We start from the raw sequence: 15,326 nt of genomic DNA on the forward strand, positions 1-15,326 counted from the left end.
CCTCCCCGCATCGGGGCGCTGACGTCGTGGGGCCACGACGTCAGCGCCCCGGTGCGCGGTGTGGATCAGGCCGGGAGGATCAGGCCGGAGGCGCCGGCGCGGGCGGCCTCGAAGCGGGCCTGCACGTCGGCCCAGTTCACGATGTTCCAGATCGCCTTGACGTAGTCCGCCTTGACGTTCTGGTAGTCGAGGTAGAAGGCGTGCTCCCACATGTCCAGCTGGAACAGCGGGATGGTGGCGACCGGCACGCCGTTCTGCTGGTCGTAGAACTGCTCGATCACCAGGTTGCCGCCGATGGGCTCGTAGGCCAGCACGGCCCAGCCGGAGCCCTGGATGCCGAGGGCGGCGGCGGTGAAGTGGGCCTGGAACTGGTCGAACGAGCCGAAGTACTCGTCGATGGCGGCGGCCAGCTCGCCGGTCGGCTTGTCGCCGCCCTCCGGCGAGAGGTTCTTCCAGAAGATCGAGTGGTTCGTGTGCCCGCCCAGGTTGAAGGCGAGGTCCTTCGACAGCTGGTTCACGGAGCCGAAGTCGCCGGCCTCACGCGCGGCGGCCAGCTTCTCCAGGGCGGTGTTCGCGCCCTTGACGTACGTGGCGTGGTGCTTGGAGTGGTGCAGCTCCATGATGCGGGCCGAGATGTGCGGCTCCAGCGCGGCGTAGTCGTAGTCCAGCTCCGGAAGGGTGTATTCGGTCATGCTTCCTCCTTGGTCAGGCGAGGCTGCGGGCAGGACGCCCTCGGCCTCCACCTCGGGCAACCTCGCGTCTCGGCGGCGTATTCCGTCCGTCTCCATTGTGATCGGGGGCGGAGCGCCGGGGCCAGATCCCGTCGACGGTGATCCCGCGCTCAGCCTTCGGAGGCCGCGTCCGTCCCGGGGATGCCCCGCTCGGCGGCCCGCTTGTCCGCCATGGCCAGTAGCCGGCGGATGCGCCCGGCGACGGCGTCCTTGGTCATCGGCGGGTCCGCGAGGCGGCCGAGCTCGTCGAGGGAGGCCTGCTTGTGCTCGAGGCGCAGCCGTCCCGCGTAGCGAAGGTGGTCGGGCACCTCGTCCCCGAGGATCTCGAGGGCCCGCTCCACCTTCGCCCCGGCCGTGACAGCGGCCTGGGCGGAACGGCGCAGGTTGGCGTCGTCGAAGTTCGCCAGGCGGTTGGCGGTGGCCCGGACCTCTTTGCGCTCGCGCCGCTCGCGCCAGAGGGTCGCGGTCTGCTCCGCGCCGACGGCGGCGAGCAGCGTGGCGATCGCCTCGCCGTCGCGGACCACGACGCGGTCCGACTGACGCACCTCGCGCGCCTTCGCCGCCACGCGGAGCCGACGCGCGGCCCCCACCAGCGCGAGCGCGGCCTCCGGGCCCGGCGTGGTCACCTCGAGGGCCGCCGAGCGGCCGGGCTCGGTGAGGGAGCCGTGGGCCAGCAGGGCCCCGCGCCACACGGCGGCGGTGGCCGCCGTCGTCCCGCTGACGAGGACCGGCGCGAGGCCACGCACGGGCCGTCCCCGCTGGTCGATGAGCCCGGTCTGCCGGGCGAGGTCCTCTCCCCCGCGCACGACCCGGAGCACGTACCGCTGACCACGGCGCAGGTTGCCGCCGGAGACCACCACGATCTCCGGGGCCAGGCCGTACAGCTCGGTGATGGCGGCCCGCAGGCGGCGCGCACTGGCGCCGTGGTCCAGTTCAACCTCCACGACGACGCGGCCGGCCACGAGGTGCAACCCCCCGGCGAACCGCAGCATCGCCGCGGTCTCCGCCCGCCGCTCCGGGGTCGCGGCGACCGGCACACGGGCCAGCTCCTCCTTGAGGGTCATGGTCAGCGCCATGCTCGTGCTCCTTCTCGGCGAGGTGCGCGCGTCAGTGGGTCATCGCCTCGCCGATCGAGACGGCCAGGCGCAGCGGGTCGTGGACCTGGGGATCCTGGGCACTGCTCACTCTACTGAACGCCACGCGCGCGCCCATCCGGGCCGCCTCGGCCTCCACCGCCGCCCGGTCGGTGACCGCGTCCACGTCGGCGATCACCACGTCCAGCCGGAGGTCCGGCGCATAGGAGCGCAGCACCTTGAGGTGGTCGGCGTGGGTGAGGCCGGTGGTCTCCTGGTCTCCCGTGCGCAGGTTCAGCACCATGAGGCGCCGGGCGGTGGTGGCGGCGAGGGCCGCGCGCACGTCCGGCATCAGCAGGTGCGGCAGCACCGACGTGTACAGCGAGCCGGGTCCGAGCACCACCCAGTCGGCCATCTCGATCGCCGAGAGCGCCTCCGGGGTGGCGGGGGCGTCGGACGGGCTCAGGCGGACGTCGGTGACGCGCCCCTCGAACGCGGCGACCGCGAGGGCCACCTGGCCCTCCACGCATCGGGTGCGCAGGCGGCCGTCCGGGCCGGCGCTGAGCACGTCCCCGCCGATGGTCAGCGGCACCCGCGAGACCGGCAGGACCTCACCGTGCGCCCGCAGCAGGGCGCCGGCCCAGCGCAGCCCGTCCACCGGGTCGCCCAGCAGCTCCCAGAGGGCGACGATCAGGAGGTTCCCGAGCGCGTGGTTGTCCAGGGTGGCCTGGTCGGCGGGCACCTCGGTGGAGTGGAAGCGGTGCTGCATGACGTGGGCCCAGGTCCGACCCCAGTCGGTGTCGTCGCACAGGGCGGCCAGCGCCATGCGGAGGTCGCCAGGCGGCAGCACCGCCATCTCCCGGCGGATGGTGCCGGAGGAGCCACCGTCGTCCGCCACCGTGACGATGGCCGTGAGGTGCCCGGCCACGTGCCGCAGGGCCGCGAGGGACGCGGAGAGGCCGTGGCCGCCGCCGAGGGCGGTGACGCGGGCCGTGGGGCGGGACATGCCGGCGCCCACCCCGCGCCCTTCCGAACCCATCCCGGGCGGCAGGGGCAGTTGGCCGGTGAGCGGGGACGTCATTCGCGCCCCATGTCCCGGTGCTGGACGTGCACCGTGACGTGGGGCACCTGGGCCAGGCGCCGGGCCAGCTCCTCGGCGACGGCCACGGAGCGGTGCTTGCCGCCCGTGCAGCCGATGGCGAGCGTGGCGTAGTGCTTGTTCTCCCGCCGGTAGCCCTCGAACACCGGCCCCAGCATGGCGACGTACGTGCGCAGGAAGTCCTCGACACCGGGGCGGGAGAGCACGTAGTCCGCGACCGCGGCCTCCGTGCCCGTGTGCGGACGCAGCGCCGGCACCCAGTGGGGGTTGGGGATGAAGCGCATGTCCGCCACGAAGTTCGCGTCCGCCGGGACGCCGTACTTGAACCCGAAGCTCATGATGGTCAGGCGCAGCGTGACGGGGCCGGACTCCGAGAACAGCTCGGTGATCTCCGTGGCCAGGCCGTGCACGTTCAGCTCGGTGGTGTCCACCACGACGTCGGCACGCGCCTTGAGCGGCTCGACGACGTCCCGCTCCGCGCGGATGCCGTCCAGCAGCCGGGCGTTGCCCTGCATCGGGTGGGGGCGGCGGCCGGCCTCGAAGCGTTGCAGGAGGACGTGGTCCTCCGCATCGAGGAACACGGTGCGATACTCCACTCCGCTGTTGGCCAGGTGCTGCAGGGCGGCGTACAGCTCCTCGAAGTAGGAGCGCGAGCGCACGTCCACCACGATCGCCAGGCGCGGGAACGCCTCCGGCGAGCGGGCGATGAGCTCGGCCAGCGTGCCGAACAGGGCCGGCGGCATGTTCTCCACCACGTCCCAGCCGTGGTCCTCGAGCGCGTGCGCGGCGGTGGTCCGTCCGGCGCCGGACATCCCGGCGATCACGAGCACCTCGGATGTCGGCGGCTTCTCCGGCTGGAGGGTCTCCTCGGTCATGACTCCACTGTATCCGCGGGCGTGTCGGCCGTGAGCGCCGTGTGGACGGCCTCGGCCAGCCGCGGCCCGATGCCGGCGACCTCGGTCAGCCGGTCCACGCCGGCGGCCCGGATCTCGGCGACGGAGCCGAAGTGGTTCAGCAGCGCGGTGCGCTTGGCCGGGCCCAGACCCGGGATCCCGTCCAGGGCGGAGACGGTCATCGCCTTGGACCGCCGGCTGCGGTGGCCCGCGATCGCGAACCGGTGCGACTCGTCACGGATGCGCTGGAGCAGGTACAGGCCCTCCGAGGTGCGCGGCAGGACCACCGGGAACTCGTCGCCCGGCAGCCACACCTCCTCGAGCCGCTTGGCCAGCCCGACCACGGGCAGGTCGTCCAGGCCCAGCTCCTCGAGGACCGCCGCGGCCGCGGCCACCTGTGGCGGGCCGCCGTCGACCACCACGAGCGAGGGCGGGTACGCGAAGCGGCGCCCCGCCTCCTGATCGTCCGCCTCGACCTGACCGGAGAGCGGGGCGCCCTCCGCGCGCTCCTTGGCCAGGCGGGCGAAGCGGCGCCGCAGGACGTCGCGCAGGGACGCCGTGTCGTCCCGGGCGGCCTCCCCCGTGACGTTGAAGCGGCGGTAGTCCTTCTTCTTCGGCAGCCCGTCCTCCATGACGACCATCGAGCCGACCACGTTGGTGCCCTGGGAGTGGGAGATGTCGTAGCACTCGATGCGCAGCAGGGGCTCGGTGATCTCCAGGGCCTCCTGCAGCTCCCGCAGGGCGGCGGAGCGGGTGGTGAGGTCCCCGGACCGCCGCGACTTGTGCAGCTTGAGGGCCATCTCCGCGTTCTCCCGGACGGTCTCCATGAGGTCCGCCTTCGAGCCCCGCCGGGGCACGCGCACGGCGACCCGGGACCCGCGCAGGCCCGAGAGCCACTCGGTGAGCTGTGCGGCGTCGTCGGGCTCGACCGGGACGAGGATCTCGTGCGGGATGCGCTCCGGCCCCTCGAGGTCGCCGTAGACCTGCTGGAGCAGGTGCGCGACCATCTCCGGCTCGGCGACGTCCTCCACGCGCTCCATGACCCAGCCGCGCTGGCCGCGGATGCGTCCCTGCCGGACGTGGAACACCTGCACCGCGACCTCCAGCTCGTCCGCGTGCAGGGCGAAGATGTCCGCCTCCGTGTTCTCCGGCAGCACCACGGCGTTGCGCTCGAACACGCGGCGCAGCGCGGCGATGTCGTCCCGCAGCCGGGCCGCGTCCTCGTAGCGCAGCTCCTCGACGGCACGGGCCATGGCCTTCTCCAGCTCGCGGATGAACCGGTTCGCGTCCCCGGCCATGAAGTCGCAGAAGTCCTGGGCCAGCGCGCGATGGTCCGCCGGGCTGATCCGGCCCACGCAGGGCGCCGAGCACTTGCCGATGTAGCCGAGCAGGCACGGCCGGTCCTGGGCGCGGGCCCGCTTGAACACGCCGGCCGAGCACGTGCGGACCGGGAAGACGCGCAGCATCAGGTCCACGGTCTCGCGGATCGCCTTGGCCGGGTGGAACGGGCCGAAGTACTTCACGCCGGGCTTCCGGTCGCCGCGCATCACCTGGACGCGCGGGAACTGCTCGTTCATGGTCACGGCCAGGTACGGGTACGACTTGTCGTCCCGGTACATGATGTTGAACCGGGGGCGGTACTCCTTGATCCACGTGTACTCGAGCTGGAGCGCCTCCAGCTCGGAGCCGACGACGGTCCACTCGACCGCGGCCGCCGTGAACACCATGGTCCGGGTCTTGGTGGCCAGCCGGGCGGGGTCCTGGAAATAGGAGCTCAGGCGGGCGCGCAGGTTCTTCGCCTTGCCGACGTAGACGACGCGTCCGTCCGCGTCGCGGAAGCGGTAGACGCCGGGCGACGTGGAGATCTCGCCCGGAGCCGGGCGGTAGGAGGCCGGATCAGCCACGGGCACCCGGGGCGGCGTTGTAGGCGTCCACGCGCTCCTGCCCCGAGAGCGCGCCGATGGCGTCCATGATCGCCGCCGTCGCGTCGCGGCGCTGCGGCAGGGTGTGTCGACGCCCGGGGTGGCCGAAGTCCAGGGGCGCGCCCACGCGCACGGAGAACCGGTGGGGACGGAAGCCGTTCGTGTCCGGCGGCTGGAGGTGCTGCGTGCCGACGAGGCCCACGGGCACCACGGGTGCGCCCGTGGCCAGGGCCAGCCAGGCCGCACCGGTGCGGCCGCGGTAGAGGCGGCCGTCGCGGCTGCGGGTGCCCTCCGGGTAGATGCCGACGCCCTGGCCGGACTCGAGCAGGCCCACGAGGGACTCGAGCGCGGCCACGGAGGCGGCCTGCTCGCCCCGGCGGACGGGGACGGAGCCCACGGACTCGAAGAACCGCCGCCGGACGCGGCCCCGCAGGCCCGTGCCCGTGAAGTACTCCTCCTTGGCGAAGAAGTGGACCGGGCGGGGGGCGAGGGCCTGGAGGATCACCGAGTCGACGAAGGACAGGTGGTTGGAGGCCATGACGAAGGGGCCCCGCGCAGGGACGTGCTCCATGCCGACGACCTCGGGGCGGCAGGTGAGCCGCAGGAGCGCGGCGGCGCTCCTGCGCACGGGCTCCGACGTCGCCATGGCTCTCCTTCGTCCGCGTCCTGCGTGGGCGGGGTCCATGCTACGCGAGCAGTTCCGCGAGGAACCGGCCCGTGTGGCTCTCCGCGACGTGTGCGACCTCCTCCGGCGTGCCCGCGGCCACGATCGTGCCGCCCCCGGAGCCGCCCTCGGGGCCGAGGTCGATCACGTGGTCGGCACTCTTGATGACGTCGAGGTTGTGCTCGATGGTGAGCACCGTGTTGCCCTTGTCCACGAGGGACTGGAGCACGTGCAGGAGCTTGCGGATGTCGTCGAAGTGCAGCCCCGTGGTCGGCTCGTCCAGCACGTAGATGGTGCGGCCGTTGGAGCGCTTCTGGAGCTCGGCCGCCAGCTTCACGCGCTGGGCCTCGCCGCCCGAGAGCGTGGTGGCGGGCTGGCCCAGGCGGACGTAGCCCAGACCGACGTCGACGAGCGTGTCCAGGTACCGCGAGATGCGGGTGTACGCGCTGAAGAAGTCCGCGGCCTCCTCGATCGGCATGTCGAGGACCTCGGCGATGTTCTTGCCCTTGTAGGTGACCTCGAGCGTCTCCCGGTTGTACCGGGCCCCGTGGCACACCTCGCACGGCACGTAGACGTCCGGCAGGAAGTTCATCTCGATCTTCAGCGTGCCGTCCCCCGCGCACGCCTCGCAGCGCCCGCCCTTGATGTTGAAGGAGAACCGGCCCTGCTGGTAGCCCCGGACCTTCGCCTCGGGGGTCTCTGCGAAGAGCTTGCGGATCGCGTCGAACACGCCGGTGTAGGTGGCGGGGTTGGAGCGCGGCGTGCGCCCGATGGGGCTCTGGTCCACGTGGACCACCTTGTCCAGGTGCTCGAGCCCCTCCACGGACCGGTGCCGGCCGGGCACGAGCTTGGCGCCGTTGAGCCGGTTGGCCAGGACCTTGTAGAGGATCTCGTTGATCAGCGTGGACTTGCCCGAGCCGGACACACCCGTCACGGCCGTGAGGACCCCGAGCGGGACCTCCACCGAGACGTCCTTCAGGTTGTTCTCCTGGGCGCCGCGGACCGTCAGCACGCGCCCCTTCTCCGGGACGCGACGCCGCTCCGGCACCGCGATGGAGCGGCGCCCGGAGAGGTAGTCGCCGGTGACGGACCGCGTGTTCGCCTTGAGATCCGCCAGGGAGCCCGAGTGCACGACCTCGCCCCCGTGCTCGCCCGCGCGAGGACCGATGTCCACGATCCAGTCCGCCTCGGCGATCGTGTCCTCGTCGTGCTCGACGACGATGAGGGTGTTGCCGAGGTCCCGCAGGCGCAGGAGGGTCTCGATGAGGCGGCGGTTGTCCCGCTGGTGCAGGCCGATGGACGGCTCGTCGAGCACGTAGAGGACGCCGACCAGCCCGGAGCCGATCTGCGTGGCCAGGCGGATGCGCTGGGCCTCGCCTCCAGAGAGGGTGCCGGCCGGCCGCTCCAGGTTGAGGTACTCCAGGCCGACGTCCAGCAGGAACGCCAGCCGGGCCAGGATCTCCTTGAGCACCTGGTCCGCGATCTGCCGCTCCCGGTCCGTCAGCCGCAGCCCCGAGAAGAACTCCATGGCCTCCCGCATGGGCAGGCGGGTGGCGTCCGCGATGGACAGGCCGCCCACGAGCACGTTCAGGACCGTGGGGTTGAGGCGGGCCCCGTGGCACGCCGGGCACGGGATCTCCCGCATGAACGACTCGTAGCGCTCGCGGGCGCCGTCCGACTCGGTCTCCCCGTGCTTGCGCATCACGTAGGGGATGACGCCCTCGAAGCCCGTGGTGTAGCGGCGCTCGCGGCCGAACCGGTTGCGGAACGTCACCTCCACCTTGAAGTCCTTGCCGTGCAGGACGGCGTCGCGCTCCGCCTCCGTCAGGTCCTTCCACGGGGTGTCCAGGGAGAAGCCCATCTCCTTGCCCAGCCCGCCGAGCACGCGCAGCCAGTAGTCCGAGGTGGACTTGCCGAGCGACCACGGCACGACGGCGCCCTCGCGCAGGGACAGCTCGTCGTTGGCGACGACGAGGTCCGGGTCCACCTGCAGACGGGAGCCGATGCCGGTGCACTCGGGGCACGCGCCGAACGGGTTGTTGAAGGAGAACGAGCGCGGCTCGATCTCGTCCACGGTCTGCTCGTGCCCGTTGGGGCAGGAGAGCTTCTCGGAGAACGAGCGGTACCGGGGGTTGCCCTCGGCGTCCCGCCCGCCGAACTCCGCGGTGTTCTTCCTGCCCTTCTCGGCGACCGGCTCCACGTCCACGAACTCGGCCACGACGAGGCCGTCCGCCAGCTTCAGGGCGGTCTCCACCGAGTCGGTGAGGCGCTGGCGGATGCCCTCCTTCATGGCGAGGCGGTCCACGACGACGGCGATGGTGTGCTTGACCTGCTTCTTCAGCACGGGCGGGTCCGAGAGCTGGACGGTCTCCCCGTCCACGACGGCGCGGGCGAAGCCCTGCGTGGACAGGTCCTTGAACAGGTCCACGAACTCGCCCTTGCGGCCGCGGACCACGGGCGCGAGCACCTGGAAGCGGGTGCGCTCGGGCAGCTCCTCGAGCTGGTCCACGATCTGCTGCGGGGTCTGCCGGCTCACCGGCTCGCCGCACTGCGGGCAGTGCGGCACCCCGACACGCGCCCAGAGCAGGCGCATGTAGTCGTAGATCTCGGTGATGGTCCCCACCGTGGAGCGCGGGTTGCGGTTGGTCGACTTCTGGTCGATGGACACGGCCGGGGACAGGCCCTCGATGAAGTCCACGTCCGGCTTGTCCACCCGGCCCAGGAACATGCGGGCGTAGGAGGAGAGCGACTCGACGTAGCGTCGCTGGCCCTCGGCGAAGATCGTGTCGAAGGCCAGGGAGGACTTGCCCGAGCCGGACAGACCCGTGAACACGACCATGGCGTCCCGCGGGAAGCTGACGTCCACGTCCTTCAGGTTGTGCTCGCGGGCGCCCTGGACGACGATGCGGTCCCGCTCGCCCGAGCGCGCGCCGCCGGGGCCGGAGGCGAGGCCGCCGGGGTGGGCCTCGACGGCGGAGGAGACGGTGGTGGAGGAGTTCTTGGGCACGCGGCCAGCATAGGGGCGGGTACGGACACGACACCGGGGTCTCGCCTGTGGGCGAACCCACCGCGGGCCGGGCCCGCCCTGGCGCCTCACCGCCCCGTCCGTACACTGTTGCGCATGCCCGAGACCGCCCGGAACCGCCTCCTGCACGATCTGCCCGCCGTCACGGTGCGCACCTGCTCCGTGTCGGAGATGGACAACAACGTGTACCTGCTCACCTCCAAGACCACGGGGGCGCAGGTGCTGATCGACGCCGCCGCCGAGGCCGAGGCCATCCGCGACCTCATCGCCTCGGCCGCGGACGACACCCCGTGCGAGCCGCGCCTCGAGATGATCGTCACCACGCATCGACACTGGGACCACGTGCGCGCGTTGCCGGCGCTGGCCTCCCTGACCGGGGCCCGCACGGCGGCCGGCGAGGACGACGCCGACGCGATCGCCGAGGCCACGGGGGTCGCCCCCGACGTGCGCCTGCGCCACGGGGACACCGTGGGGGCGGACGGGCTCCGGCTCGAGGTGGTGGCCCTGCGCGGCCACACGCCCGGGTCCATCGCGCTGGTGTGCCGCCCCGAGGCGGACGAGCCGGCCGTGCTCTTCACCGGCGACTCCCTCTTCCCGGGCGGGGTGGGCAACACCGAGGGCGACGACGGCCGGTTCCGTCAGCTGTTCACGGACGTGAGCGATCGGATCTTCGACGCGTTCGACGACGACGTGGTGGTCCACCCCGGCCACGGCGCCTCCACGACCCTGGGCGCCGAGCGCCCCCACCTGCCGGAGTGGGCCGAGCGCAGCTGGTGACGGTGCGCCCGGGCGGTCCCGGGCCCAGCGTCAGGCCGGCTTCTGCCCCGCCATGAACAGGCGCCGGGCCGGGAAGATCGTGACCGGGCCGCCGTCGTCGGCCGTGACACCGGGCACCGGCGGGTACGCCTCGCGCATGGCGGCGCGGTACCGGTCCACGAACGCCTCGAGCAGCCCGGCGCCCTCGGCGGCGCCCTCCTCGGCGTCCCAGCGGGCCAGGGCCTGCAGGCTCGGTCGCAGGGCCGCGCCGGAGGTCCACCGGAACACCGGGTCCTCGCCCGTCAGCACCTGCTGGTACTCCGTCTCCCAGACGACCGGGGACCACCCCGCCTCGAGGAATAGCCGCGTGTACTCCTCGGGCGGCGCCACGGTGCGGGTCGTCGCCACCCCGTGCAGCGGCTCGGAGAAGGCCGGGTCCTCCGCCAGCGCCACGATCGCCGCGTGGGAGGGCTGCTCGTAGGGCCGCGGGATCTGCGCCGCGAACCACGCCCCCGGCGTGAGGTCCCCGAGCCAGCGCCGGATCAGGCGACGGTGCGTCGGGATCCACTGGAGCATCGCGTTGGACACCACGACGTCCGTCGCCCCCGACGGGCGCCACTGCGAGGCGTCGACCGCCTCGAAGCGCAGGTTGGCGGGGGCGCCCGTGCGGGCCGCCTGCTCCCGGGCCCGCTCCAGCATGGCGGGCGAGTCGTCCAGACCGATCACCTCGGCGTCCGGCCAGCGCTCGGCCAGCGTCCGGGTCAGGGTCCCCGGGCCGCAGCCCAGGTCCACCACGACGCGCGGGGCCTCGGCGCGCACGCGCCCCACCAGGTCGTGGAAGGGGCGGGCGCGGTGTTCGGCGAAGCCCTCGTACTGCGCGGGATCCCAGGTGAACCCCCCGCCCTGTCGGCCGGTCACGTCCCCCACGACGGCGTCGGTGTCCGGGTGCGGGCTCTCGGGCGCGATCTGACTCATGGCGGCACCGTATCGCGCGGAGCGGCCGATACCCTGGGGGCGATGACTTCTGCCGCCACGAACCCGCCCTCGCTGACCGACCGCATCGACGCGCTCCCGCCGGCCCCGGACGCCGACGACGTCTTCGGGGCCTTCGCGGCCTGGACCGAGGACCGCGGGATCTCGCTCTACCCCGCCCAGGAGGAGGCCGCCCTCGAGCTGGTCCAGGGCCGGCACGTGATCCTGGCGACGCCCACCGGCTCCGGCAAGTCCCTGGTGGCGCTGGCCGCGCACGCCGACGCGCTCGCCCACGACGCCGTCTCCTACTACACGGCGCCGATCAAGGCGCTCGTCTCGGAGAAGTTCTTCGCGCTGGTGGACGTGTTCGGCGCGGAGAACGTGGGCATGGTCACGGGTGACTCCACCGTCAACGGTGACGCGCCGATCATCTGCTGCACGGCCGAGATCCTCGCCAACCGCGCGCTGCGCGAGGGCTCGGGCATGGAGATCGGCACCGTGGTGATGGACGAGTTCCACTACTACGCGGACCCCTCCCGCGGCTGGGCCTGGCAGGTGCCCCTCCTCGAGCTGCCGCAGGCCCGGTTCCTGCTGATGTCGGCCACCCTCGGCGACACGACCCGCCTCGAGGCGGACCTGACCGAGCGCACCGGGCGCGAGGTCGCCGTCGTCGCCCACGCGGAGCGCCCCATCCCGCTGACGTTCGAGTGGTCCGAGGTGCCGCTGCAGGAGAAGGTCGAGGAGTTCGTGAGCACCCACCAGGCACCGGTGTACATCGTGCACTTCTCGCAGCTGGACGCCGTGGAGACGGCCCAGGGTCTGTCCTCGATCTCGGTGACGTCCAGGGAGGAGAAGGAGGCGATCGCCGCGCGGATCGCCGGCTTCCGCTTCTCCGCGGGCTTCGGGCACACCCTGAACCGCCTCGTCCGGGCGGGCATCGGCGTGCACCACGCGGGCATGCTGCCCAAGTACCGCCGCCTCGTGGAGAAGCTGGCCCAGGACGGGCTGCTCAAGGTCATCTGCGGCACGGACACGCTGGGCGTCGGGATCAACGTGCCGATCCGCACCGTGCTGCTCACCGCGCTCTCCAAGTTCGACGGCGAGAAGACCCGCCTGCTCCAGGCCCGCGAGTTCCACCAGATCGCCGGCCGGGCGGGCCGGGCCGGCTTCGACACCTCCGGCACCGTGGTGGTCCAGGCACCCGAGCACGTGATCGAGAACAAGGCGGCCGAGCGCAAGGCCGCGGCGAAGTTCGCGAACGTCAAGGACGAGGCCGAGCGGGCCAAGCGCATGAAGCAGTCCGTGAAGTCCGGCAAGCGCAAGACCCCGCCGGCCGGCTTCGTCTCGTGGGGGCCGGCGACGTTCGAGCGCCTCGTCTCCGCCGAGCCGGAGCCGCTGGTCTCCCGCATGCGGATCACGCACTCCATGCTGCTGAACATCCTCGACCGGCCCGGCGACCCGGTCATCGCGGTCCGGCGCCTGCTGCGCGGCACCCACGAGACCCCGGCCCGCCAGGCGGTGCTCATGCGCCGCGCGCTCGGGATCTTCCGGGAGCTGCTGGCCACGGGCGTCGTCGAGCGTCTGCCCGAACCGGACGCCGAGGGCCGCACCGTGGACCTCACGGTGGACCTGCAGCCGGACTTCGCGCTCAACCAGCCGCTCTCCCCCTTCGCCCTCGCCGCGCTCGACCTGCTGGACCCGGCCGATCCCGACCACGCGCTCGACGTGGTCTCCGTGATCGAGGCGACCCTCGACCCGCCGCGCCAGGTGCTCTCCGCCCAGGTCAAGCACGCCAAGGGCGAGGCCGTGGCCGCCATGAAGGCCGAGGGCATGGACTACAACGACCGCATGCGGGCCCTCGACGAGATCACCCACCCGCGGCCGCTGGCCGAGCTCCTCGAGCAGCAGTTCGAGCTCTACCGGCAGGACGCCCCGTGGCTCGCGGAGTTCGAGCTGACCCCCAAGTCCGTGGTGCGCGACATGTTCGAGCGGGCCATGGGCTTCGGCGACTACGTGCGGTTCTACGGGATCGCCCGGTCCGAGGGCGTGCTGCTGCGCTACCTCACGGACGCGGTCAAGGCACTGCGCCACACCGTCCCCGAGGCGGCCCGCACCGAGGAGCTCCAGGTGCTGCTGGACTGGCTCGACGAGATGGTGAAGCAGACCGACTCGTCCCTCCTGGAGGAGTGGGAGGACCTGGTGGCCGGGGACATCGACGAGCTGCGCCGGGACATGGAGGCGCTCGAGCCGCCGGCCCCGCCTCGCCTGACGGACAACGAGCCCGTGTTCCGGGTGATGGTCCGCAACGCGATGTTCCAGCGGGTGCGCCTGTTCGGCGACGAGCGGGACGAGGCGCTCGCGCGCCTGTCCGGCGAGCTGTCCGCCGACGACTGGGCCGACGCCCTCGACGCCTACTTCGACGACCACGAGGACATCGACGACGGCCCCGCCGCGCGCGGCCCCGAGCTGTTCCGCGTGGCCGCGGCCCCCGACGTCGCCGCCCCGCTGGAGCTGGCCGGCCCGCGCTGGTGGGCGGTGCGGCAGGTCCTGAAGGACCCGGACGGGGACCTGGACCACGGGATCAACGCCGTGGTCGACCTGGACGCCTCCGACGAGGCGGGCCATCCCGTGATCCGGGTGGTCTCCGTGGGCGCGCCCGAGTCCGGGTGGGGCCTGTGAGCGCCGGGGACGCTCGGGCGGCAGGACGGCCCGTGGCGGGCGACCCGCGCGGCTTCGCTCCCCTCGAGCCGGCCCGCCACCGCGTGGGCGAGCGCACCGAGCTCTACGACGGCACCGTCACGGTGGACCACTGGTTCTCGGTGCCGATCGACCACGCGCTGGGTCTCGCCGAGGCCGAGGCGCAGGACGCGGCGGGCACCGGCGTCGGGCCGCACGGGCGCGGCACGCTGACCGTCTTCGCCCGCGAGATCCGGGCGAAGGACGACCCCGAGGGCGAGCGCCCCTGGGCCCTGTACCTCCAGGGTGGCCCCGGCAGTGCCGGGCCCCGCCCGGCGCGCCTGAGCGGCTGGCTCGGCGCGCTGGCCGAGAGCCACCGCGTGCTGCTGCTGGACCAGCGCGGCACGGGGCGTTCGACCCCGGCCACTGTGGCGACCCTGACCGCCCCGGGCGCCTTCGCCACGGACGAGGCGCGCGCCGAGCACCTGGTGCACCTGCGGGCGCCCTCGATCGTGCGGGACGCCGAGATGCTGCGCCTCGCCCTCGGCGCCGGGCCGTGGACCACACTGGGCCAGAGCTTCGGCGGGTTCTGCACGCTGAGCTATCTCTCCTTCCACCCGGAGGGCCTGCAGCGCAGCCTGGTGACCGGCGGCCTCGCCCCGCTCACCGGCCACGCCGACCGGGTCTACCGGGCCACCTACGCCCGGATGCGCGCCCGCACCGAGGAGTTCTTCGACCGGCACCCGGCCGACCGCGACGCGTGGTCGGAGGCCGTGGGGCTGATCCGCGCCGCCGAGGCCGCGGGCGCCCCGATCCCCCTGCCCGGCGGCGGGCCGCTCACCGTGGGACGGGCCCAGGGTCTGGGCATGCTGCTGGGCGGCAACACCCGCGTGGACCGCCTGCACTGGGTCCTCGCCGAGGCCGTGGACCGCACCGGACCCGCGCCGCGCCTGTCCGAGACGTTCCTGGCCGCCGTCGCCGACCAGGACGACCGCCTCGTCAACCCGCTCTACACCGTGCTGCACGAGGCGATCTACGCGCAGCCGGCGGACCTGGCCGGCGGCCGGGCGGACACCGGCTGGTCGGCGTCCCGGATGCTCGCCGAGCACCCGGACTTCGACCCGGAGGCGACCACGGTCCCGCTGCCCACGGGCGAACACGTCATGCCCTGGTCCGTCGAGGTCGACCCCCGGCTGCGGCCCCTGGCCGGCACGGCGCGGCTGCTCGCCGAGCGCACGCAGTGGGGCCCGCTCTACGACGTGGCTGCCCTGGCGCAGAACACCGTCCCCGTGGCCGCCGCGGTCTACGCCGACGACGTGTACGTGGACCGGGACCTCTCGCTCGAGACGGCGCGGCGCGTCCGCGGCCTGCAGGTGTGGGAGACCGACGCCTTCCACCACGACGGCATCGCCGACGACGGACCGGCGATCCTCGAGCGGCTCCTGGCGATGACCGCGCCGGACGGCGCCGGGACGACGACGGCCCCCGACCCGGTCGACTGACCGGCCCGGGGGC

At 73.1% G+C, this 15,326-nt stretch carries 11 protein-coding genes; 3 read left to right on the plus strand and 8 right to left on the minus strand.

All coding sequences use genetic code 11. The features are described 5' to 3' along the window. Positions 1 to 65: 65 nt before the first annotated feature. From ACZ1IK_RS00400 to uvrA, 7 genes are all read right to left on the minus strand, one after another. Positions 66 to 692, minus strand: a complete 627-nt coding sequence (locus tag ACZ1IK_RS00400) for a superoxide dismutase (RefSeq protein WP_036315296.1) — start codon at positions 690 to 692, stop codon at positions 66 to 68. Positions 693 to 841: 149 nt separating this feature from the next. Next, positions 842 to 1,807: a DNA-binding protein WhiA gene (whiA, locus tag ACZ1IK_RS00405; RefSeq protein WP_036315298.1), complete on the minus strand. Its 966-nt coding sequence runs from the start codon at positions 1,805 to 1,807 to the stop codon at positions 842 to 844. Positions 1,808 to 1,838: 31 nt separating this feature from the next. Further along, positions 1,839 to 2,885 (minus strand): gluconeogenesis factor YvcK family protein, encoded by a 1,047-nt coding sequence (locus ACZ1IK_RS00410; RefSeq protein WP_069941294.1) that lies wholly within the window; start codon positions 2,883 to 2,885, stop codon positions 1,839 to 1,841. Then, positions 2,882 to 3,778, minus strand: coding sequence for an RNase adapter RapZ (rapZ, locus tag ACZ1IK_RS00415; protein ID WP_036315303.1), 897 nt, complete (start codon positions 3,776 to 3,778; stop codon positions 2,882 to 2,884). The genes ACZ1IK_RS00410 and rapZ overlap by 4 nt, the downstream gene beginning before the upstream one ends. Beyond that, entirely contained in the window at positions 3,775 to 5,700 is a 1,926-nt protein-coding gene (uvrC, locus tag ACZ1IK_RS00420) for an excinuclease ABC subunit UvrC (RefSeq protein WP_170720384.1), read from the minus strand. Before uvrC ends, rapZ begins: the two co-directional genes overlap by 4 nt. Then, positions 5,693 to 6,364 carry a lysophospholipid acyltransferase family protein gene (locus ACZ1IK_RS00425; protein WP_036315306.1) on the minus strand — a complete coding sequence of 224 codons (672 nt, stop codon included), beginning with the start codon at positions 6,362 to 6,364 and terminating at the stop codon, positions 5,693 to 5,695. Before ACZ1IK_RS00425 ends, uvrC begins: the two co-directional genes overlap by 8 nt. A 40-nt stretch (positions 6,365 to 6,404) precedes the next feature. Then, complete coding sequence (gene uvrA, locus ACZ1IK_RS00430) at positions 6,405 to 9,389, minus strand: excinuclease ABC subunit UvrA (RefSeq protein WP_036315307.1); 2,985 nt, start codon at positions 9,387 to 9,389, stop codon at positions 6,405 to 6,407. A 114-nt stretch (positions 9,390 to 9,503) separates the two neighbouring features. Here uvrA and ACZ1IK_RS00435 point away from each other — a divergent pair, with 114 nt between their 5' ends. Then, positions 9,504 to 10,184 (plus strand): MBL fold metallo-hydrolase, encoded by a 681-nt coding sequence (locus ACZ1IK_RS00435; protein ID WP_063189256.1) that lies wholly within the window; start codon positions 9,504 to 9,506, stop codon positions 10,182 to 10,184. A 30-nt stretch (positions 10,185 to 10,214) separates the two neighbouring features. Here the strand turns inward: ACZ1IK_RS00435 and ACZ1IK_RS00440 are convergent, their stop codons facing one another. Continuing rightward, complete coding sequence (locus ACZ1IK_RS00440; protein ID WP_036382741.1) at positions 10,215 to 11,138, minus strand: methyltransferase domain-containing protein; 924 nt, start codon at positions 11,136 to 11,138, stop codon at positions 10,215 to 10,217. A 42-nt stretch (positions 11,139 to 11,180) separates the two neighbouring features. On the opposite strand from ACZ1IK_RS00440, the gene ACZ1IK_RS00445 reads away from it, so the two are divergent. Both ACZ1IK_RS00445 and ACZ1IK_RS00450 read left to right on the plus strand, forming a co-directional pair. After that, positions 11,181 to 13,814, plus strand: coding sequence for a DEAD/DEAH box helicase (locus tag ACZ1IK_RS00445; RefSeq protein ID WP_041102711.1), 2,634 nt, complete (start codon positions 11,181 to 11,183; stop codon positions 13,812 to 13,814). A gap of 32 nt (positions 13,815 to 13,846) precedes the next feature. Next, positions 13,847 to 15,313: an alpha/beta fold hydrolase gene (locus tag ACZ1IK_RS00450; RefSeq protein WP_063189259.1), complete on the plus strand. Its 1,467-nt coding sequence runs from the start codon at positions 13,847 to 13,849 to the stop codon at positions 15,311 to 15,313. Positions 15,314 to 15,326 lie beyond the last annotated feature (13 nt).

It is taken from the genome of Micrococcus sp. CS26, assembly GCF_055522295.1.